Origin of the sequence: Mycobacterium sp. E136 (assembly GCF_001666865.1) — a bacterium.
Taxonomy (GTDB): Bacteria; Actinomycetota; Actinomycetes; order Mycobacteriales; family Mycobacteriaceae; genus Mycobacterium.
This window is the reverse complement of sequence record NZ_LZJE01000337.1, coordinates 1-21,015: the sequence shown is the minus strand read 5'-3', so window position 1 is coordinate 21,015 and position 21,015 is coordinate 1. Positions and strand designations below refer to the sequence as shown.

Genomic DNA, 21,015 nt, shown 5'->3' with positions numbered 1-21,015 from the left:
AATCAGGCTGGGAGTCGGCCGGCCGCCGAATCGATGGCGGCCCCGTAGGGTCTCGCCGCCAGGAGCGTCACTCGCAGCTCCTTCCCGGTGGGGGCGGTGTACATCCGCCGTTCCCCCGGTCGTGCGCCGAGGATCGCGACGCCCAGCGGCGACGACGGCGAATAGACCTCGATCTCGGCGGGTTCGGTACCGCGGATGCCGAGCAGGAACGTCTCGGTCTCACCGATGTCGTCGTAGCGGACGGTCACGACCATGCCCGGCTCGGCCACCCCGTCGTCCGGCGGATCCTCGCCGACAACGGCGTTCGCGAGCAGGTGCTCGATCCGGCGGATCTGCGTCGTCCGCACCCGCTCGGCAGCGGCCCGGTTGGCGTCGAAGTCCACGGCGTCGTCGGGTACCTCCAGCCGGAGTCGGGCTCGGAGGGCCGCCAATTCGGCCTGCAGTCGGATATAGGCACGTCGCGTCATCCAGATGCGGTCGGTGCTCGTCATGTGTCGTCCTTTCTCGAAGGGGTTGCCGTCAGGGGCGGGCCGTGGGCTGTCGGTAGCGCCGCCCCTGACGACTCGCAGTGCCCGCAAGGGCAGAAGTGGGAAAGCCGTCGGTCTGGGTCTAGGCGATCGCGCGGCGGAGCGGATCGAAGGGCCGCAACGCCTCGGGCTGCTTGCCCGTGCTGATCTGTCCGGCGAGGAGCCGGCCCGTCACCGGGCCGTGCGCCAGGCCCCACATGCCGTGACCGCCGGCCACGTAGACGTTTCGCGACATCTCGCCGATGAGCGGGCGGCCGTCGGGCGTCATCGGCCGCGCGCCGACCCAGATGTCGCTGCGCTCCGCCCAGCGGACGCCGTCGAGCAGCTTGCTCGCCGATGCGACGATCGCGCCCACCCGTTCGGGGATCACGGGTTCGTGGGGGTCGCGGAATTCCATCGTGCCCGCCACACGCAACGCGCCGCGGTACGGCGTGCACGCGACGCGGATGTCCGGCAGGTAGATGGGCCCGGGTATGGGGCGGTCCACGGGGACCGTGAAGGAGTAGCCGCGGCCCGACTCCACCGGGACGCGCAATCGGTGGCCGGTCAGCCGCGACATCCACGCGCCGGTGGCAATCACGGCCGTGTCCGCGCTCAGATGTTTGCCGCTGTGAGGCTGGACCACGACGCCGTTGCCGGTGCTGAACACGCCGCGAACATCGAGCGTCAGGATCGTCGCCCCGCGCTCCTCGACCGCGCGGCCCAGTGCCTGCACGAACCGACCCGGGTCGACGAACCGCTGGTTGTTGATGTTGATGCCGGCGGTCACCGCATGCGACGCCAGCGGCACCTGTTCACGCAGCGCCTCTCCGGACAGCCCCGTCACGAACAGGTCCTGGCCGGCCCGCTCGAGGACACGCAGTTCGCGCATCATCTGCTCGGCGTCGTCGGTGCTGCGGAACAGCGCGGTGATCGGGGCGTCCGTCACCGGGGCGTCGACGCCGTTCGCGATGAGCACGTCGAAGGCCTCGATGCACTCCTGGTTCAACGGCACATTGGCCTCGACCGCGCGATTCCACGCCGTCGTGCGGCAGTTGGCGGCGAACTGGGTCAGAAACAGCCACAGCGCGCCGTCGACGCTCCACGGGATGTGCAGGGGCGCGTTCTGGTCACGCAGCGAGCGCAGGCCGTGGCGCAGCGTCTTCGGCGAGTTCAGCGGAATCGTGAGCGCCGGAGACACCCAGCCGGCGTTGCCCCAGGACGCCCCGGAAGCCACGCCACTGCGGTCGACGACGGTGACGTCGACACCGCGCTCCTGCAGGAACCACGCCGTGGACAGGCCGACGATGCCGGCGCCGACCACGATCGCCGACCGTGGCCCACCGTCAATCCGCTCGCCGCCGACCATGCCGAATACCTCCGTCGCTGAGTTCGAGATTTTCTCGAAAGTTCGTTGTCTCCATCGTGGGAGGAGTGAGCACGATCGGGGTTGCCGCGGCGGGACAATCCCCCACGGTGCCGTTGTGGCGATCCGACAAAGACCCGAACGGCCTAGGCGTCGGTCGCGGCCAGTTCGATCATCATGGCCATTCGCTTGCGCGCGTCGTCGAGCGGCAGCTCGGTGATTTCGCCCATCTTGCGCAAGCGGTACCGCACGGTGTTCTCGTGTACGCCCAGGCGGTGTCCCGCCCCGGCGGGATCACCCAGCGCCTCCAGGTAGGCCCTCAACGTCGAGACGTACTCCGTGTCATGGCTCTGGTCGTGACGTCGCAATTCGGCGACGGGCCCGCGGTCCGGGGTGCGTCCCGAGCGGGCGGCCGTGCGCAGGCGCTGCAGCAGGATCTCGTGCCACGACTCGTCGTAGGCGGGCGGGACGGCATCCGGCGGGCCGACCTCGTGCAGCGCCAGACACTCGTCGGCCTCCTGCCGCGCCGCGGGCAGATCGACGGCGACGGCCGGCTTGCTGATACCGGCCACCACCGTGACCCGGTCGGGCAGGGCCGCCCGTAAACCGGCGACCCACTTGCGGGCGGCGGCAACCTGGTCGCCGGGAAGCAAGGTGTAGACCGTGTTGCCCGCCAGCGCGCTTCGGCCCGGTCGCGACCAGCCGAAGCCGGCGGTCGCCCGCTCGAAGGCCAACAACAGCGCCGCGTCACGTTCGGCGCCGATCGACGCCTGCACGGCGATGACCCGCACCGGACCTTGCGACAACCCCAGCCTGCTCGCCGACGCCGCGGCGTCCGCGCTGCCGTCGAGTAGCCGCAGCACCAGGTCGGATTCGACCTGACGCTCGAGATCGGCGCTGGCACGCGACCGCAACAAATGCAGCGCCACGGTCCTCGCGCCGTCGGCCAGCGCCGTGCGTACGGGCTCCACCAACGGCTTCGGGGTCGAAACCCACACCGACCCCATCAGTTCGCGGCCGGAGCGCACGGCGACGACCATACGGCCGGACACGCCGTGGTCGTCGTCCGCCTCGACGAACATCGGCTCGTCGGACGATGCGAGATGCGTGGACACGCCTCGGGAATCGAAGAACTCGCGCAACCATTCCGGCGCCTGCCGGTTCATGATCGTCGCAACGCGAGCCCGGTCGGCGTTCTCCTGCATCGTCGAATACGCCAACACGCGCGACAACGGGTCCTCGATGGTCACCGCACCACCCACCGATTCGGCCAGACTGTCGGCGAGCGCGAACAAATCCGTTGGGCCCCGGCCGGATTCGGTTTCGCGGCCCTCCAGCACCAACCCGTAGACGATCGCGGCGAGTTCACTCCACGGCACCGCAGGATCGACGACCATCACCGCGACGCCTTCGACCATCCCCGCGAACGTGGTGTCATGGTCGCCGTCGCGAAGAAGTACGACCACGGCGCGCGCCGAAACCGCCCACCGCAGCGCCTCGTTGACTGTTCGCGCGCCGATCGCCAGCAAGACGTCGCCGGTGACCGTGCGGCCGTCGATGACCTCGTGCATCACCACACTGCCCAACTCCGTGGAGCGGGGCACCGGGCAGAAGCGCAGGCGCACGCCGTAACTGCCAAGCACGTTGACCAGCCGGTCCAAGGTGACCACGGGCCGACGTTACCGCGCGCCCTACAGAGCGCGGGCGTTTAGTTGGCGACGACCCCCCGCAGACCCTCGGCACCGAACAGCGGCTCGAGCATCGACGAGTAGTCCGGCCCGCGACGCACCAGCTGTCCGCCGTCGACGTTGATGACCTGGCCGGTGATGAAACTCGCGGCGTCGCTGAGCAGGAAGAGCGAGGCGTTGGCGATGTCCTCGACCTCACCCGCCCGCGGCAACGGCGTGCACGCCGCGTAGTCGCCGCTCAACTCCGGAGATTCGAGTACCGGTGCGACCAGTTCGGTGCGGATCAGGCCGGGCCGGATGCAGTTCACCCGAACCCAGGAGGGGCCGAGCTCGTCGGCGGCGAGCTGCATCAGGTGGTCGATGCCCGCCTTGGACACGCCGTACGCGCCGAACCAGCGGTGGGTGTTGCTCGCTGCGATCGACGAGATGCCGATGAAGGATCCGCCGCCGCCGCGCACCATCTCGCGCGCCGAATGCTTGAGCACGTACATGGTGCCGTTGATGTTGAGATCGACGGTGCGCCGCCACAGCTCGGAGTCGATCTGCGTGATCGGTCCGATCGTTTCGCTTCCGCCCGCACAGTGCACGACGCCGTAGAGCCGCCCGGTCCATGCCGTCGTGGCCTCCACGACGCGGGTCACCTCGTCCTCGTTCGTCACATCGGCTGGCTCGTAGAGCACCGAGCCGGGGCCTCCCTGCGCCTTGATCTCGTCGGCCGCTGCGGACAACTTGTCGGCGTTGCGGCCGACGAGCATCGCGTTACCGCCCGCGGCGACCACCGCGGCCGCCACACCCTTGCCGATGCCACTGCCGCCGCCCGTGACCAAAACCGTGCGACCCGTCAAGGACAACTCCACCGCAGACCCCTTCGCCGTAGCTAGAACAGGTTCCAGTTATACGTCACGGCTCGTCGCGGCGGGCGGGCTTCGGCGCGCCGAGGGTGCGCCAGTCCGGCACGTTCGGCGGAAGCCCGACCGGATAGCGATTCTCGTTGTGCGCCGCCCAATGCGCATGCCCGAGTTCGTGGATGTGGAACGCATGGCGTAACGCCTCGGTGAAGCCCATCGCGTCCGAAGCGGCGTTGACCGAATCCTTGATGAGCAGCGCTGCCATCGTCGGCCGCTCGGCGATACGGCGGGCGAACTCCAGCGTCTTGTCCTCGAGTTCGTTGCGCGGAAAGATCTTCGACACCATGCCGAGCCGGTACGCTTCATCGGCGTCGATCGAATCACCTGTCAGCAGAAGCTCTTTCGCCTTGCGGGCGCCGAATTCCCATGGGTGCGCGTAATACTCCACACCCGGCATTCCCATCCTGACACCGACTACGTCGGAGAACTTCGCATCGTCGGCCGCGACGATCAGATCGCACGCCCAGACGAGCATGAGGCCGGCCGAGATCGCGTTGCCCTGCACCTGCGCGATCGTGATCTTGCGCAGGTCTCGCCATCGGCGGGTGTTCTCGAAGAAGAAGTGCCACTCCTGAAGGTACGTCCGCTCGGCGATGGCCGGCACGGTGGCGCCGTGCGATTGGAACGTCGGATGCTGCGCCGCGCCGGGCGCACGCTCCAGCATCGCCTCCTCTGATCCCAGATCGTGTCCGGCCGAGAAGTTCTTGCCGCGCGCTGCGAGGATCACCACCCGCACACGGTCGTCGGCTTCGGCGCGGCCGAACGCCTCGTCCAACTGCACCAACAGCGTGCGGGACTGCGCATTCTGCGCATCCGGGCGGTTGAGCCAGATGCGCGCGATCTGACCGTCGTCGAGGGTTTCATAGGTCACCTGTTGCGCCGCACCGCCTCCGGCGCCGGCGCTCGTCAGATCAGGGCTCGCCATCACGGATCACCTCGCTTGCGTTGTTCGACCACCTGCACATTACGGTGCCCGTCGCAACGCTCACTCAGCGGTGCCACAGCTATCGGACAGTGGACTCACAGATATGGCTCTCCGCCGCAATAGACCGAGCGTAATCCCGTTACCGGTATTACGATTGACGCCAATCGGCGCACCGTTCCGGATCGCCTCACTGCGGCTTACAGCTAACAAAAGGAGAGACAGATGGCGATCGAACTGCCCACTGCCATCCGGCTCGCGACAGCCGGCGGATTCGCCGCGGTGGCTCTGGCCGCGCCGCTCGTCGCCACGATCACCGTGCCTGCCGCCCCCAACACCTCCCATGTCGCCTGCGCCGCCGGAGAATCCGATGACCTCTACACCACCGCGTGCGTACCGAATTCGTCCTCGCCGTTCTCGACGATTCCCGGAAATCCCGACCTGCCCGCGATCGACGGAATTCCCTGCGGCGGCCGACAATCAGGACAGTGCATCGGTCTGGCCGAAGAGCAGCAGGCCCAGACACCCCTCGTGCAGCCGCATACCTCGGTCAGCTCGAGCCCGTAAGCGCGGCGCCATCGGCGTATCGAGTGCACGAATCGACGGTCGGCTCCTAGAATCGCGGAATGGCGAAATATTCGGCTCCGCTCCGGCGACTGGTTCTCACCGGCGTTTTCGTTGCCGCAGCGGCGGCCGCACCGCTTGCCGGCCTGCACTTGGCGTCGGAACCGAGCGCTGCGGTGGCGCAGGGCTGTCAGGGGGGTGAGGAGCCCGACCAGTTCACCATGACCTGTGTGCCGTTCATGGTCCCGACCTCGCCGCCCCTCTTCCAAGTCACCGCGGCGAATCCCGATGTTCCGGAGATTCAGGGCATCCCCTGCATCGGCCACAATGCCGGAGCCTGTATCGGGTTGGCCGAGAACGAAGCAGCGGCCGGACCGGCCGCGCAACCGCGCTCGACCATCAGCGCAAGCCCGTAGTCGGAATCGGCAGGGAACTCTGCGAAGCTGTGCAGAAAGTTGGCAGCTTCCATAGAATTCTTGCCGACGGCACGGTTGATCACTCACAGAAAGCGTGACCATGGCGAGCTTGAAGTCCCCAGTACAACGGCTGATCCTTGCCGGTGGTTTTGCGGTTGCGATCGCCGCGGCTCCGGTGGTCACCGTCTTCGCAGCACCGACCACCCCGGTCGCGCCGCAGGCTCAGGGCTGCAGCGGCGGGGAGGAGCCGGACCAGTTCACCGGCAACTGCGTGCCCCACACGGTGCCCAACTCCGGTTCGGTGTTCAGCACGCCGGCCGGCAACCCCGACGTCCCTGAGGTCATGGGCGTGCCGTGTATCGGCCACAACCAGGGCGGCTGCATCGGCCTGGCCGAAGAGGCCCAGGCGCAGACGGTGACGGCTCCCCCGGCGCCCGTCTTCAGCCACAGCCCCTAGTCAGAGGGGTTAGCCGACCGGCGAGGCAGCCCTTTCGCATACAGTTGTCGTATGCCTGCGAAATCTGATCCCGCCGAGCTCGGCGACGTCGAACCGCTCGCCGACAGCACTGCCCGCCAGGCGCGGCGCGTCGTCGCCGCGTACGCGAAAGACGCCGACGAGTGCCGGGTGTTCCTCTCGATGCTCGGCATTGGGCCCTCGAAACTCGAGGCGTAAGTGAGTTCAGGGGACGGTCCGCGGGCCGGCTCCGGCAACGCCGATTTCGTGGTGGTGGCCAACCGGCTGCCGATCGACATGGAGCGGCTGCCCGACGGCAGCACCACGTGGAAGAGGAGCCCCGGCGGGCTGGTCACGGCCCTTGAGCCGTTGCTGCGTCGCCGGCGCGGTGCGTGGATCGGCTGGCCCGGTGTACCGGACGCCGACGATCAGCCCATCGAGCAGGACGACATGACCCTGTGCCCGGTCAAGCTGTCCGCCGACGACGTGGCCAGGTACTACGAAGGCTTCTCCAACGCGACGCTGTGGCCGCTCTACCACGACGTGATCGTCAAGCCGATCTATCACCGCGAGTGGTGGGATACCTACGTCGAAGTGAACCGGCGCTTCGCGGAGGCCACCGCCAAGCACGCGGCCAAGGGCGCCACGGTCTGGGTCCAGGATTACCAACTGCAGTTGGTCCCCAAGATGTTGCGCATGCTGCGCCCCGACTTGACCATCGGATTCTTTCTGCACATCCCGTTCCCGCCGGTCGAGTTGTTCATGCAGATGCCGTGGCGCACCGAGATCATCGAAGGCTTGCTCGGTGCCGACCTCGTCGGCTTCCACCTGCCCGGCGGTGCGCAGAACTTCCTCATCCTGGCGCGAAGGCTGGTGGGCGCCAACACCTCCCGTGCCACCATCGGGGTCCGGTCGCGGTTCGGTGAGGTGAGCGTCGGCTTCCGCACGGTCAAGGTGGGCGCCTTCCCGATCTCGATCGACTCGACGGCCCTCGACCAACAGGCGAAGTCGCGTTCGATCCGCCAGCGCGCCAGGGAGATTCGCCACGAGCTGGGCAACCCCCGAAAGATCCTGCTGGGCGTCGACCGGCTGGACTACACCAAGGGTATCGACGTCCGGCTCAAGGCGTTCTCCGAACTGCTCGAGGAGGACCGGGCCAACCGCGAGGACACCGTGCTCGTTCAGCTCGCGACACCCAGCCGGGAGCGTGTCGAGAGCTACATCGAGATGCGCGAGGACATCGAGCGGCAGGTCGGCCATATCAACGGTGAGTACGGCGAGGTCGGGCATCCCATCGTGCACTACCTGCACCGCCCGGTGCCACGTGAGGAGCTGATCGCGTTCTTCGTCGCCGCCGACGTCATGCTGGTCACCCCCTTGCGCGACGGCATGAACCTGGTGGCCAAGGAGTACGTGGCGTGTCGCAGCGATCTGGGTGGTGCGTTGGTGCTCAGCGAGTTCACCGGGGCCGCAGCGGAATTACGCCAGGCCTACCTCGCCAATCCCCACCACCTCGAGGGCGTCAAGGATGCCATCGAGGCCGCGCTGACCCAAGCGCCGGAAGAGGGCAGGCGCCGCATGCGGGCGCTACGCAGACAGGTGCTCGCACACGACGTCGACCGGTGGGCGCGGGCGTTCCTCGACGCGCTGGCCTCGACGCGATCTCCCGACAAGCAGTCCGCCTACGCTAAATCGGAGTGATGTAGTCGATGAGCCATTTGCCGTCGATGCGCCGATAATCCACGCGCAGCCGCGCACCGTCATAAATTGGCTCGTCACGGTTCGATTTCTCGGAGACCGTCCGGTTGATGTAAACCATCACCGCTGCCGAATCGCGCTGCGCTTCCATCACGCCGACGCCGACCACGTTGGCTTGACTTACAAGTTCGCGCGCCCGAGCCTGGGGAATTATGTCGGACTTCGCCCTGTCTTCGAACTCCTTGCGGTAGCCGGGCGTCAGCAGGTCGTACGCATCGATGAGGTTGCGCTCGACGGTCTTGTAGTCGTAGGTGAATACAGTCGGGATTTGTTCCTGCGCAAGCGGTCCCAGCTCGCTACGCGCTGCTTGCTCACCACGCGTCTCCACCCGCTGCCAGTACAGTCCGCCGCCCAGCGCGGCTAGGCTGACGAACGCAGCAGCCACCAGACCGGCAATGCCGCTCACAATCAAACGCATCAGTTGCCACCGTTGGGGTAGTTGAGGTCATAGGCTGTCATCTGCCCGTCATCGGCCTCCTGCACGATGATGCGAAGTCGGTAGGGTTGCGATGGCCTGTTGTTCCCGTTCATGTCACTGGCAGTGACCCTCGCCGACACCAGCACCGCTGCAGTGTTGCTGATGTCGTCAATGCTTTCCAGCGCGGCACCGTTGATCACAGTCTCCGAACTGCCGCCGGTGTCCCGGAAAATCGCCTTGAGGTTCTCGACATTGTTGTTCTGGCTGAACATGTCGCGTAACGGCCCGCTGGTGCTCTCGTAGAACCGGTCCACGCTCTCGTCGATGGTGTCCTGCTTGAAGCTGAACATGTTCACCACGGTCTGCGTCGCGGTGTCGACGAACCGCTGGTTGCGCGCTTGCGCTTCTTCTGCGTCTTGTCTCTGGACGATCAGTACCGCCACCGCGGCGCCAAGTACACCGGTCGCGACGAACGCGCCGACCAGTGCAACGATTGCGACCAAGCGTCGGTGCGGCGGCCGGCGTGGCGGGGGCGCAGCTTTACGGACCTTGCGAACATGTGTCTCAGCGACGGAATCCGCTGTTGGAACGCGCACGGCGATGGGCCCAGCCACCGTGCCGTTGGCGGGACCGGCAGGTCGAGAAGCGCGTCGGCGCACGGACTTCCCCGGGGACGTCGGTGCGGACGTCATCACACGTGCTCCGGATACAGCATCAAATCCACCCAATTCTCTTGTGGCCGCATATCAGCGACACCGGGCGCGTAGACCCCGGTGCCGCCGGCCGGGTCCACAAAGACGCCCGTGTTCTGGTCGTAGGTCCCGTAAGCGGCGCCGCTGGCCTGCGGCGGGTTCGGTGGTGCAGGAGGCGGTGCGGGGGCCGGCGGTACCGTACCGTAGGGCCCCGCAAACACGTTCGGCGGGTTAGTCGCCCACCCCGGCGGGACGGCTGGTGGAGGCCACGCATTCGGGTAGGGCGCCGGCGGTATCCAGGCCGTAAGCGGTGGCGGCGGGGGCCCCTGGTTCGGTGGGGGGATATACGGCCAAGGCTGATGCGGCGCCGGTCCCGGGCCGGTCTGTACCCCGGGCGGCACCGAACCCGGCGCGACGGGATATCCCGGATCCGGATCGTTCTCCGGCGGTATGTACGGGAACTTGTTGGGCGGCAGGATATTTCGTCCGTCCTCGGGCGTGTCGTCCTCCATGACATCCATCGGTGTGCCGATCGGTACCGGCGGACCGCGCCATGGGCTGTTCCCGATCGGGACGTAGCCGCGCGGATCGCGGCACAACTCAATTGTCGGCGCGCGCTTGCCGGGGAACTCCTGGCACGGGTAGTTCCGCGCCCCGCGCACCACCATCGGATCATTTTGCGCGACTTTGCAATACAAGTCGGTCGGGAGGTCGCGCAATGTCGTGTCGCCAGGCGTGCGGATCTCCGACGGTGGCAAAAACCCCGTGTTGCAAGGCGGCGGATCGTTGATCGAGATCTTGAAGTCCTGCTTGCCGCCCTCGTCAGCGGGAAGTTGGCCGCCGATCGTCAGCAGGGACGCCTGCAGCGCGGGAAAAATGACGAGCGCCTGTTCGATCGACTTGCGGTAAATGACGCCGACGCGGCCGAAGTTGGCCAAGTTGGCCGCAAGGACCGGGAACGACGGGCGAATGCCCGAGAACGTTTCGCTGGCTTCTGCGGCCGCTCCGGGCGCAGTCGCGAGCAGCGAACGCAGCTGAGTATCGGCTCCGGCGACTTCGTTGGTCAGGCGGGCAAGGCCATCGGCCAGGGACCGGATGTCCTCGCCGCTCCGTATCTGCGCCTCCAAGAACGGTCCAGCCTGGTCGATCAGCGCCGAGGTCTGCGGCCAGGCTGCGTTGGCGTCATCGATCAGCACCCGTGCGGACTGAATCAACCGCGCGAGTTCGGGCCCGGCGCCGTTGAACGCCTCGAAGGTCTCGTGCAAGAGGTCCTGGAGCCGGGTGTTGTCAAGGCTGCTCACCAATCGATCGGCCTCACGCAACAACTCGGCCACATCTTGCGGTATCGCCGTCCGCTCCTCCGGAATGGTCGCACCATTGCGCAGCACCTCCGTCGAAGGATCTGCGGGCGGAACGAAATCCACGTACTGCTCGCCGACCGCAGACACGCTTTTGACGGTGGCCGTGGAGTTCTCCGGGATCTTGATATCGCTGTTGAGCCGCATGTGCGCGGACACACCATCGTCGGTCAGCTGCACGGCTTCGACGCGCCCAGCTTGGACTCCGCGGAAGGTGACGTTGGCGTTCTCGTACAGTCCACCGCCCGCGACGAAATTCGCAGTGACGTCATATGTGCCCAAACCCAGGCGGGCGGGAATACGTACATACAGCAGAGCGATTGCGCCGACCGAGATCACGGTCACGACGGCGAACACCCACAGTTGAATTCGCGCAGTTCGACTCATTACTCCGGCGGCACCTCCTGACCCGACGCGGTGCCCGGCGGGATCTTGAACGGATCTGCGGCCTGGCCTGACAGGTTCGCCATTTCCCCGGTAAGGAATTCCGGTGGATTGACGACTTCCGCGAGGCGCTTCATGTTCGGGTCGAAAAATGACGTCGTGAACATGGTCTCGCCGAGCCGACGGATTGTCAGGTCGAACGTTGAGTAGATGTTGAAGTAGTCACCTCTGGCCACCCGATGCAAGTTCTTGCCCGGGAACGGGAACGTCGCCAAGCTGTCCAAAGCGGTCACAAGGTCCGCACGAGTGTCGTTGATCGGTTTGATCACCGCGTACAAATCGACGATGTCCTCGGCGAAATCCTCTTTGGTTTCGGCCAGAATGCGCGACGCGACGGTGCCGAAGCTCTGCAGGGCCGCGAAAGCATCGACGATGGTCGCACGGTTCTCGTTGAGCACCCGCAACGCTCCTGGGAGGGTGTCCAGCGCGCGGCCCAGACTGTCTTTGCTACGCGCGAGGACTCCGGCGAATCGGTTCAGGCCTTCGGCCGCCGCGATGATGTCATCGGTCTGCCGATTCAACGACGCGGCGAGCTCGGCGAGCCGCGGGATCAGACCGGCGAACTGGCCTTCACGGCCGGCGACCGCGTTGTAGACCTCCTGTGTGATGTCCTGTAACGCACCGAGATTGCCTTTGTTGACCACCACACCCAACGCCGACAGCACTTCCTCTGTAGTCGGATAACGGCTGCCCCGGCTCAGTGGAATCTCAATCCCGTCACGCAACTCGCCAACCGGCGGCTGGCCAACCGGAGGCGCTAGTTCGATGTGCTGCGATCCCAACAGCGATGTCTGCGCGACCTTCACAGTTGAGTTGGCCGGCAACTTGACGTTTTGATCGAGCGAAAGTTCCACCGCCGCGTAGAAAGTGCCATCCGGCCGCTGAACGGCTTCGATACCCGACACGCTGCCGACCGTGACGTTGTCGACCATCACGGGCGAATTCTGTGGCAGCGTGGCGACGTCGGGAACTTCCACAGTGATCGAGAATGCGCCTTTACCGTGACCCGCGGTGCCTGGCATGTTCAGCGAGTTCAAGCCGCCGAACGAGCAACCGGCAAGCAGTACCGCACCCGAACTGATGGCCAGGCTCCGGCGGGCGGCGCGCCCGGCTTTCATTCCCCGTGACTGGCGTGTCATCCCCCACCTCCCGAGACAGCGGCTTCGGCCGGAAGCGGACCGGGCGCGGCCGGTGCCGGCGCCCCCGGAACCGGACCGAGAGGCGGAGGACCAGGCGCCGGACCCTGCGGCGGTACCACCGGACCAAGCGTGTACGGCTGCGCCGGCGGCGGCGGGCCCGGAACTGGGTTCTGGGGCAGGAGCAACGCACTGGGGTCGCCTTCGTTCCCGGCACGAGGCGGAAATCGCCCGTCGGCCGGTATCCACTCCAGATACGGGATGTAGGTCTTGGCCTTGGCCTCGGTAGCAGGGGTGTCATAAATGACCTGCCCCTTGTACGCGGTGATCGTATTGATTCCATGCGCCATGAAGGGCGGGTAGCTGACCGCCAGGCGCTTCAGCACCGGAGCCATCCGCTGGCGACAGATCTCGGCTCGCTTGTCGTAGTCAGGCGTTCCGGCGCCGTCCAAGTTCCCGCAGATGAACTGCACCGGGTTGGCGAATTCCGGCAGCCCCAGGAGGCCGTTCGCGGTGCCCTGCGCCGGGTTGTAGATGTTGTAGAAATTCGCCATCGCATTCGGAAGGACGTGCAGGATCTGCTCGACGTCGTCGGTCTGGTTTGTGAGGATGGTGGTGAAGTCAGCCAGCCTGTTGATGCTGCCAATAAGCACTTCGTTGTTCTCATTGAGGAAGCCGCGGACGTCCGAAAGGGCCTGGTTGAGACTGCCGAGCGTGTCGTCCAGGCCCACTGAGCTGTCAGCCAACACCTGAGAGACCGAGGCCAAATGGCCACTGAATTGGACGATTTGCTCGTTGCTGTTCGAAAGTGCGTCAACCAGAATCTGCAGATTCTTCACCGTGCCGAACAGGTCCGGGCTCGAGTCACCCAGCCGTCCTGCAGTCTGAGACAGTTCGCGCAAGGCTTGTCGGAACGAGCCGCCATTGCCATCGAAGGTGTCGGCGGCCTGATTGACAAACTCGCTCAACGGACCGTGAGTTTGGCCCGCCGATGGTCCGAGCTGCTGGCTGAGCCTGGTCAGCTCTGTTTTGACGTCATCCCACTCCACCGGCACGGCAGTGCGGTCCAACTCGATGCTGCCGCCATCCTCCATTGCCGGGCCCTGCTTGTAGACAGGGGTGAGTTGAATGAAGCGGGCTGCCACGAGGTTTGGCGCCATGATCACCGCGCGCGCGTCGGCGGGCAGTTGGATGCCGTCCTTCACCCGCATGGTGATCTTCACGGCATCGGCCTGCGGCGTGATCGATTCGATCGAGCCGATCGGAACACCGACGATGCGGACCTCGTCGCCCGGATACACGCCTGCAGCCGAGGCGAAGTAGCCGTCCACCGTGTAGGTGCTGACTCGTGGCAAAAGCACGTACACGCCACCGATCAGCGCCACCAGCAGTGCGCTGATGACGGCGAAACGCATCCAACGGGTCACGGTGACTTCGGCCTTATGATCAGGCGCTCGTTGATGAACCCCTTCAGCATGTCGGACAGGCTGTCGGGAATCTTGCCCGGCTGAAAGTAAAGATCCAGCAGCAGGGCCGTCTGCGTATTGTTCGGTACCGCATTGGGCAGATTGACCATGAATCCGGAAGCCGACCCGACCGACTCGCCGAGCGCGGTGGCGTACGGCGGCAACCGCTTGATCGCTTCACTGATGTGCTCACGGCGTTCAAGTAGGTTGTCCAGAACCAAATTCAGCTTCTTCAGCGCCGGACCGAACTCGCGGCGGTTATCGGCCACAAACCCCGAAATCTGCTCGGACACGTCGTCGATGCCGGCGATCAAATTACTCAGCGCCGCCCGCCGCTCATCGAGCGCGGCGAAGAGCTGATTGCCATCGGTGACGAGTTGATTGACTTGACCGGCCCGGTCGGCAAGCACCGCGGTCACCGACTTCGCGCGTGCCAACAGCTGGCCCAGCGCTTCATCGTTGGCGTTGATGCTGCGCGACAACTCCGCCACCCCGTCGAGCGTGCGGCGAAGCTCAGGTGTCGCGTCGCGAAATGAGTCGGTCAGGACCCGCAGCGCCTGGGTCAACTGGTTCTTGTCGAGGGAAGCGGAGTTCTGGCCGAGATCCTGCAATGCCATATTCAATGTGTACGGAACCGTCGTGCGGGCCAGCGGAATCGACGTCACCGATCCGCTGCCTTGCGGAGTGACCCCGAGCGATCGCTCCCCCAGAACAGTGTCGGTCCGGATCGACACCATAGTCTGATCCCCCAGCCTGACGTCTCGATCCACGGTGAACGTCACTTTCGCGACGTCGCCGGCCAGGCCGACGCCGGTCACCTTGCCCACCGTGATGCCGGAGACGTTGACGTCGTTACCCGGCGAGATTCCACCGGCGTCAGCGAAGAACGCCTCGTAGGACTTGCCTTGCGGATAGAACGGCAAGTTGCTGTAGCCGAACGCGACGAGCAAGACACACACCACGACCGCGATTCCGAAGATTCCCGCCCGTAACGTCTTATCCATTGTCTGAACACCTGCCCTTCGATGGATCCGGCACGCCGCCGATCGGCAGGAAGATGTCGCTGCCCGCAGGACCGTTGAATTTAAGCCTCACCGTGCAGATGTAGTAGTTGAAGTACGAGCCGTACGCGCCAAGGGAATTGAGTCGCAGGTAGTTTTCTGCCAGCGGTTCGATGACCGAATTCACCTCGGCCTTACGGTCGTCGAGCTCGGTCGCCAGCGGGCGAAGGTTCTCGAGTACGCCCTGTAGCGGCCGTCTCGACTTGACCAACATGTCGGTGAGGTCCGTTTCCGCTGACGCCAGCGGCGGAATCGCTCCGGCGATCGGGTCTCGACCCTCCGCCAGTCCGCTGACGAGTTTCTGGAGTTCGTCCACGCTGGCATCGAACTCCACGCTCTTCTCGTCAACGGTGCCGAGCACCTCGTTGAGATTGCGGATGACCTCAGAGATCACCTGGTAGCGATCACCCAAGGTCTTGCTGAAGGATCCTGTCTCCGAGAGCAATTGAGACAACGCACCGCCCTGGCCCTGAAGCAACTCGAGAATCGCATTGCTGATCTGATTGACCTGCTCGCCATTGAGGCCCTTGACTACCGGGCGCAGGCCACCGAGCAGGGCGTCGAGATCCAACGCCGGCTGGGTCTGGTTGATGGAGACCATACCGCCCGGTGGTAACTTTCGCAGTTCGCCCGGGCCCGAGGTGATCTCCATGAAGCGGTCGCCGACCAGGTTCTCGTAGCGGATCACGGCCCGCGTCGACGTATACATCTGGTACTTCTTGTCGAGGGTGAACGCCACATCGACGGTGTTGTCGGGATTCAGCTTCACACCTTCGACCGTGCCCACCGGCACCCCCGAGATCCGCACGTCGCTGCCGCTCTCGAGTCGCGAGGCGTCGCTGAACGTGGCGTGGTAGCTGTTGGTCGAAGCGAACCGGAACTCTCCGAAGATCACGACCAAACCTGCGGCAACCATCAGCATGACCACGACGAAGATGCTGACCTTGGCCAGGGTTCCGCGGTGGCCCATCAGAAGTCGTCCCGTTCTGCGAACGCGCCATTGAAGAGGAACTGGAAAGTGGACGGAGCGTCGACCTGCACTTCGGTGAACGGCTCGTACGGGATGTAGGCGTTGTCGGTAACCAAGAACGGCGACCTGAACCACGAGCCGCCAAACATCTTGCTGGGGATGTTCGGGAGGCCGCGGCAGTTCGGACCACCCGTTGCATTCACAATCGGCAGGCTCTCCGGATACGTATACGACGGCACGCCCAGTACGAAGCTGGAACTGACCATTGCGCCGGGTTTGAGGCCACCGACGACGGCCTGTCCCCGCTCGTTGCCGATCGCAACTCCTTGTATTATGCAGCCGAATTCCGGCGAATAGTCTCCCAACACCTTCAATGGCGCTCGTAGCCGCTGGATCGCAGCGATGTAATCGTCTGCCCCCGGCTCCAAAGTATCGGCGCCCTGGTTCGCCAGGCCGATCGTCGCAAGCAACGTCGCGTTCAGGTTCTCCTGCTGATCGACGACCGTCGCGCTGATGGTCGGCACGTTGTCGATCACAGTCACCAGGTCGGGGCCGGCATCGCCATAGATGTTGGCCACCGTGGCCGTCTGCCCGATAACCGACTCCACTTGCGGCAGCTTCGGATTCAGTTCGGTGAGGTACTGATTCAAACCCGCTATGGTAGAGCCGAAATCGTCACCGTGACCACGCAGGCCTTCCGCGATCGCCGACATAGACGCGTTCAGGTGTATGGGGTTGATCTTGTTCAGGACATCTATCAGGGTCTGGAACAGCGTGTTGGCTTCCAGCTGCACTGCTTCGGCCTGAACCACGGCGCCGGCGCGCAGCGGCGTTCCCGACGGCTGATCGGGGGCAAGGAATTCCACCGACTTCGCGCCGAATACCGTGGTACTGGCGATACGCACTGGCGCATTCGAGGGGACAAAGCGCAGCTCGCGCGTGTTGATCGCGAGCGTCAACTTCGCTTGATCGCCGGTGTACGAGATGTCTTCGACCTTGCCGATTTGAACACCCCGGTACTTGACCTTGGCGTCGGGATCCATCACCAAACCGGCCCGCGGAGAGGTGACCACCACAGACTCGGTCGGTGTGAACGCCGCGGTGTAAAAGAGATAGGTGAACACCGAGAAGGCCACGAGGATCGCCGCCAGCACTGCGGCGGCGATCCTGATCGCGGACTTTCTCGACATGGTTTCTCTCTCCTCTAACCCGACAGGTTGAAGTTGCCGGTGGCACCGTACACGGCCAAGGAGATGAACAAGGTGATGATGACGACGACGATCAGCGAAGTCCGAACCGCCTTACCCACCGCGACGCCAACGCCGACAGGTCCGCCCGAAGCGTTGTAGCCGTAGTAGGTGTGGACGAGCATCACGGCGACCGCCATCACGATCGCCTGAGCGAAAGACCACAACAGATCGTTCGGTATCAGGAACGTATTGAAGTAGTGGTCGTAGAGACCGCCCGACTGTCCGTTGACGTAGACGGTGATGGTGCGAGCCGAGAAGAACGCGGCCAGCACGGCCAACGAATACAGCGGGATTATCGCAATCAGGCCGGCGACGATGCGGGTGGACACCAGGTAGGACACCGAGTGCACGGCCATTGATTCGACCGCATCGATCTCTTCGGAGATGCGCATTGCGCCCAGTTGCGCGGTGGTACCTGCGCCTATGGTGGCCGCGAGCGCGATACCGGCGATGATCGGCGCAACGATGCGCACGTTGAGATAGGCGGACAGGAACCCGGTGAGCGCCTCGATGCCAATGTTGCCCAGTGACTCGTAGCCCTGCACGGCGATGACGCCGCCGGACGCCAGCGTGAGGAAGGCAGCGACACCGACCGTGCCACCGATCAGGATCAGCGCACCGGTGCCCAGGGTCATCTCGGCTATCAACCGGGTCGTTTCCTTGCCGTAGCGACGCACCGCGTTCGGCATGTACCGCACCGACTCGGCGTAGAACAACGCCTGCTCGCCAAAGGTATCCACGGCCTTGGGCACCCGTTCGAGCGCCCGCCGCATTCTCAGCGACACGTCGTAGCTCATCAGCCCAGCACCCGAACGCCGATTGCGGTCATAAGTACGTTGATCACGAACAGACAGATGAAGGCATAGATGACGGTCTCGTTGACGGCCTCTCCGACCCCCTTGGGTCCACCCTTGACGGTGAGTCCGCGATAGCAACCGACGAGTCCCGCCATTACGCCGAACAGCAGGGCCTTGACTTCGGAGATCACCAACTCGCCGAGCCCGGTGAGGATGGTCAGGCCGTTGATGAAGGCCCCGGGGTTCACACCCTGCAGTAGTACGGAGAACACATAGCCGCCGACCAGGCCGATCGCGATCACCAGACCGTTGAGCAGCAGCGCCACCGTGGTCGACGCCAGCACGCGCGGCACCACCAGCCGTTGAATGGGATCGATGCCGAGCACCCGCATCGCGTCGATCTCTTCACGGATGGTGCGGGCGCCCAGGTCCGCGCAGATTGCCGTCGCACCGGCGCCGGCGATGACGAGCACGGTCGAGATTGGGCCGAGCTGCGTCACCGTGCCGAACGCGGTGCCGGACCCGGACAGGTCCGCGGCACCGATCTCTCGCAACAGGATGTTGAGGGTGAACGCGACCAGCACTGTGAATGGAATCGAAATCAGCAGGGTCGGAACGAGCGAAACCTTCGCGATCATCCATGTTTGCTCGAGGAACTCACGGAATTGAAAGGGGCGTCGAAAGATCTTGAGGAACGTTTCCAAGGACATCTCGAAGAAGCCGCCCACGGCCCGCGTCGGGACCGTGAGCTGTTTGATCAACCTTTGCTCCGTTCTCGGGGGAAGGGATGTTCGGCGCGTCGTCTTCGTGGCGAAGAGGTGAAATACGTTGTCACGGCGGACTTCCCACCCCTTGGCTCAGCGTTGCTCTCAGTGAGCCGGATCATACTAACTAGAACACGTTCGGAGTGTCAAAGCTCCGAAAATGGAGTCACAAATGTGATTTTTGTGCTGGTCAGGGCAAGTGTGACGCAGCTCATTCTAGAACGTGTTCTAGTCGAGCTCGGCCGTAACGAACGAGACCGTCAGTCTTGCTGATTCATCAGCGCGGTGGCCGAGAAACACTTCTGCGGATCGCGTCCAGCAAAGTACTCCTGGAGGGTCGCGGACAGCTTCGAAGGGTCCCAGGCATCGGCTTCGGCGCTGAATTGCGCCTCGACCGTCGGCGCTGCCACCAGTGTCACGGTAGGACCGTAGACGATGAAGAGCTGACCGTTGACCGCTTCGGCCGCCGGGGAGGCCAGGAAGCGCACCAGGTTCACGACGTGGTCGGGTGACAACGGGTCGATCTGGCCTTCGCTCAATTCCGGTGCTTCGCCGAACACGTCCGCGGTCATCGCGGTGCGGGCACGGGGCGCGATGGCGTTGGCCCGCACACCGTAGCGTTCCAGGGCCCGGGCCATCGACAGCGTCAACGCGGTGATGCCGGCCTTGGCGGCGCCGTAGTTGGCCTGCCCGACCGGCCCCACCAGCCCGGCTTCCGACGAGGTGTTGATGACGCGGCCGTAGACCTGGCCGTTGTTGTCCTTCGCTTTCGCGCGCCAGTACGTGGCGGCGTTGCGGGTCAGCAGGAAGTGCCCGCGAAGGTGCACGGCGATCACCGCATCCCAGTCCTCGTCGGACATGTTGAACAGCATGCGGTCGCGGGTGATGCCGGCGTTGTTGACGACGATGCCGAGGCCTCCGAGTCCGTCGGCCGTTTCGACCAGTTCGTCGGCGGTCGAGCGCTCGCTGATGTCGCCCGCCACCGCGACGCCCTTGGCGCCCGCTGCGGAGATCTCGTCGAGCACGTCGGACTTGTCGAGCGCGGCGGCGATGTCGTTCACGACGATGGTCGCCCCGGCCCGGGCCAGGCCGATGGCCTCCGCGCGTCCCAGCCCTGCCGCCGCGCCGGTTACCACCGCCACGCGCCCGGACAGGTCGTTGGGGTCTGTACTCATGCCACTCCTCGGATGCCCACGGGCGTCGTCAATTTATGAATACCTCTAGTCTCGCCGAAGCAGCGCCGCTCGCGGGCACTCCGCGATGGACTGCTCGGCCAGATCCTCCTGGTCGGCGGGCACCGGATCGAGCTTGACCACCGCGTAATCATCGTCGTCGAGATCGAACAGGTCGGGCGCGATTCCCACGCACACGGCGTTGCCCTCGCACCGGTCCCGGTCCACTTCCACCCTCATCACAACCTCCTCGCGGTCAAAGCTGCTCCGAGCCCAGTGTGGCACCGGCCTGGACCCCAAGACTAGAACGTGTTACAACCGGGAGGGAATCGGGGCTGGCTCCCGGTATGCCACTTCGTGCCTCTAGAGAAGTTAGGACAAGGCGATGCGGATCGGCTACACCCCAGAGCAGGAAGAGCTGCGCCGCGAGCTGCGCTCCTACTTCACCAAGCTGATGACCCCCGAGCGCGCCGAGGCGCTGGCCTCCAACGACGGCGAGATGGGACGCGGCAACGTCTACCGCGAGACCGTCGCGCAGATGGGCAAGGACGGCTGGCTCACCCTGTCGTGGCCCAAGGAGTTCGGCGGCCAGGAGCGCCCTCCCATCGACGGGTTGATCTTCAACGACGAGGCCGCGATAGCGAACGTGCCGGTGCCGTTCCTGACGATCAACAGCGTTGCGCCGACGATCATGCACTTCGGCAGCGACGAGCAGAAGAAGTTCTTCCTGCCCAAGATCGCCGCCGGCGAACTGCACTTCTCGATCGGCTACTCCGAGCCCGGGGCGGGCACCGATCTGGCGTCGCTGCGCACCACCGCAGTTCGCGACGGCGACGACTATGTGATCAACGGCCAGAAGATGTGGACGAGCCTGATCGCCTACGCCGACTATGTGTGGCTGGCCG

23 protein-coding genes are annotated in these 21,015 nt (G+C 65.0%); 6 read left to right on the top strand and 17 right to left on the bottom strand.

Translation table 11 applies throughout. The features are described from left to right. Window positions 1-2: 2 nt before the first annotated feature. The 5 genes from A5698_RS22325 to A5698_RS22305 form a co-directional block, all read right to left on the bottom strand. Window positions 3-491, bottom strand: a complete 489-nt coding sequence (locus A5698_RS22325) for a GreA/GreB family elongation factor (RefSeq protein WP_067084261.1) — start codon at window positions 489-491, stop codon at window positions 3-5. 118 nt (window positions 492-609) lie between these two features. Further along, on the bottom strand, window positions 610-1,875 hold the full coding sequence (locus A5698_RS22320) for an NAD(P)/FAD-dependent oxidoreductase (RefSeq protein WP_068301252.1): 1,266 nt from the start codon (window positions 1,873-1,875) through the stop codon (window positions 610-612). Between the two features lie 143 nt (window positions 1,876-2,018). Next, window positions 2,019-3,542, bottom strand: a complete 1,524-nt coding sequence (locus A5698_RS22315; protein ID WP_068301250.1) for a PucR family transcriptional regulator — start codon at window positions 3,540-3,542, stop codon at window positions 2,019-2,021. 38 nt (window positions 3,543-3,580) lie between these two features. Next, entirely contained in the window at window positions 3,581-4,417 is an 837-nt protein-coding gene (locus A5698_RS22310) for an SDR family oxidoreductase (protein ID WP_068301249.1), read from the bottom strand. Window positions 4,418-4,460: 43 nt separating this feature from the next. Further along, window positions 4,461-5,393 carry an enoyl-CoA hydratase gene (locus A5698_RS22305; RefSeq protein WP_067084269.1) on the bottom strand — a complete coding sequence of 311 codons (933 nt, stop codon included), beginning with the start codon at window positions 5,391-5,393 and terminating at the stop codon, window positions 4,461-4,463. 222 nt (window positions 5,394-5,615) lie between these two features. Here A5698_RS22305 and A5698_RS22300 point away from each other — a divergent pair, with 222 nt between their 5' ends. The 5 genes from A5698_RS22300 (at window position 5,616) to A5698_RS22285 (ending at window position 8,525) form a co-directional block, all read left to right on the top strand. Further along, window positions 5,616-5,957: an intersectin-EH binding protein Ibp1 gene (locus tag A5698_RS22300; RefSeq protein WP_068301247.1), complete on the top strand. Its 342-nt coding sequence runs from the start codon at window positions 5,616-5,618 to the stop codon at window positions 5,955-5,957. Between the two features lie 59 nt (window positions 5,958-6,016). After that, a complete protein-coding gene (locus A5698_RS22295; RefSeq protein ID WP_068301245.1) occupies window positions 6,017-6,370 on the top strand; it encodes a hypothetical protein in 354 nt (117 codons plus the stop codon). A gap of 100 nt (window positions 6,371-6,470) precedes the next feature. Then, complete coding sequence (locus tag A5698_RS22290) at window positions 6,471-6,827, top strand: hypothetical protein (RefSeq protein ID WP_068301242.1); 357 nt, start codon at window positions 6,471-6,473, stop codon at window positions 6,825-6,827. A gap of 51 nt (window positions 6,828-6,878) precedes the next feature. Continuing rightward, the gene (locus tag A5698_RS28765) at window positions 6,879-7,043 is read left to right on the top strand and encodes a hypothetical protein (protein ID WP_090279904.1); all 165 of its coding nucleotides are present in this window, start codon (window positions 6,879-6,881) and stop codon (window positions 7,041-7,043) included. Beyond that, window positions 7,044-8,525, top strand: a complete 1,482-nt coding sequence (locus A5698_RS22285; RefSeq protein WP_067288103.1) for an alpha,alpha-trehalose-phosphate synthase (UDP-forming) — start codon at window positions 7,044-7,046, stop codon at window positions 8,523-8,525. It begins immediately after the preceding gene. On the opposite strand, the gene A5698_RS22280 is transcribed toward A5698_RS22285, so the two are convergent. The 12 genes from A5698_RS22280 to A5698_RS22225 form a co-directional block, all read right to left on the bottom strand. Next, window positions 8,512-9,000, bottom strand: coding sequence for a hypothetical protein (locus tag A5698_RS22280; RefSeq protein ID WP_064399170.1), 489 nt, complete (start codon window positions 8,998-9,000; stop codon window positions 8,512-8,514). The genes A5698_RS22285 and A5698_RS22280 overlap by 14 nt on opposite strands. Beyond that, window positions 9,000-9,692, bottom strand: coding sequence for an Rv1363c family protein (locus A5698_RS22275; RefSeq protein ID WP_084792572.1), 693 nt, complete (start codon window positions 9,690-9,692; stop codon window positions 9,000-9,002). The genes A5698_RS22280 and A5698_RS22275 overlap by 1 nt, the downstream gene beginning before the upstream one ends. Further along, on the bottom strand, window positions 9,692-11,437 hold the full coding sequence (locus tag A5698_RS22270) for an MCE family protein (RefSeq protein ID WP_064399171.1): 1,746 nt from the start codon (window positions 11,435-11,437) through the stop codon (window positions 9,692-9,694). Before A5698_RS22270 ends, A5698_RS22275 begins: the two co-directional genes overlap by 1 nt. After that, window positions 11,437-12,633 carry an MCE family protein gene (locus A5698_RS22265; protein WP_067084280.1) on the bottom strand — a complete coding sequence of 399 codons (1,197 nt, stop codon included), beginning with the start codon at window positions 12,631-12,633 and terminating at the stop codon, window positions 11,437-11,439. The genes A5698_RS22270 and A5698_RS22265 overlap by 1 nt, the downstream gene beginning before the upstream one ends. Beyond that, window positions 12,630-14,045, bottom strand: a complete 1,416-nt coding sequence (locus A5698_RS22260) for a virulence factor Mce family protein (RefSeq protein ID WP_067084282.1) — start codon at window positions 14,043-14,045, stop codon at window positions 12,630-12,632. The genes A5698_RS22265 and A5698_RS22260 overlap by 4 nt, the downstream gene beginning before the upstream one ends. A gap of 8 nt (window positions 14,046-14,053) precedes the next feature. Beyond that, window positions 14,054-15,100 carry an MCE family protein gene (locus A5698_RS22255; RefSeq protein ID WP_067084284.1) on the bottom strand — a complete coding sequence of 349 codons (1,047 nt, stop codon included), beginning with the start codon at window positions 15,098-15,100 and terminating at the stop codon, window positions 14,054-14,056. Further along, window positions 15,093-16,127 (bottom strand): MCE family protein, encoded by a 1,035-nt coding sequence (locus A5698_RS22250; RefSeq protein ID WP_067084286.1) that lies wholly within the window; start codon window positions 16,125-16,127, stop codon window positions 15,093-15,095. Before A5698_RS22250 ends, A5698_RS22255 begins: the two co-directional genes overlap by 8 nt. After that, window positions 16,127-17,317: an MCE family protein gene (locus A5698_RS22245; protein WP_067084288.1), complete on the bottom strand. Its 1,191-nt coding sequence runs from the start codon at window positions 17,315-17,317 to the stop codon at window positions 16,127-16,129. Before A5698_RS22245 ends, A5698_RS22250 begins: the two co-directional genes overlap by 1 nt. A 14-nt stretch (window positions 17,318-17,331) precedes the next feature. Continuing rightward, window positions 17,332-18,174, bottom strand: a complete 843-nt coding sequence (locus A5698_RS22240) for an MlaE family ABC transporter permease (protein WP_064399177.1) — start codon at window positions 18,172-18,174, stop codon at window positions 17,332-17,334. Then, window positions 18,174-18,935 (bottom strand): MlaE family ABC transporter permease, encoded by a 762-nt coding sequence (locus A5698_RS22235; RefSeq protein ID WP_064399178.1) that lies wholly within the window; start codon window positions 18,933-18,935, stop codon window positions 18,174-18,176. Before A5698_RS22235 ends, A5698_RS22240 begins: the two co-directional genes overlap by 1 nt. Window positions 18,936-19,198: 263 nt before the next feature. Then, window positions 19,199-20,113: a 3-oxoacyl-ACP reductase gene (locus A5698_RS22230; protein WP_067084290.1), complete on the bottom strand. Its 915-nt coding sequence runs from the start codon at window positions 20,111-20,113 to the stop codon at window positions 19,199-19,201. A 45-nt stretch (window positions 20,114-20,158) separates the two neighbouring features. Then, window positions 20,159-20,350 carry a ferredoxin gene (locus A5698_RS22225; protein WP_064347982.1) on the bottom strand — a complete coding sequence of 64 codons (192 nt, stop codon included), beginning with the start codon at window positions 20,348-20,350 and terminating at the stop codon, window positions 20,159-20,161. Window positions 20,351-20,495: 145 nt separating this feature from the next. Here A5698_RS22225 and A5698_RS22220 point away from each other — a divergent pair. After that, a partial coding sequence (locus A5698_RS22220) for an acyl-CoA dehydrogenase family protein (RefSeq protein ID WP_197506860.1) occupies window positions 20,496-21,015 on the top strand: 520 nt, incomplete at its 3' end.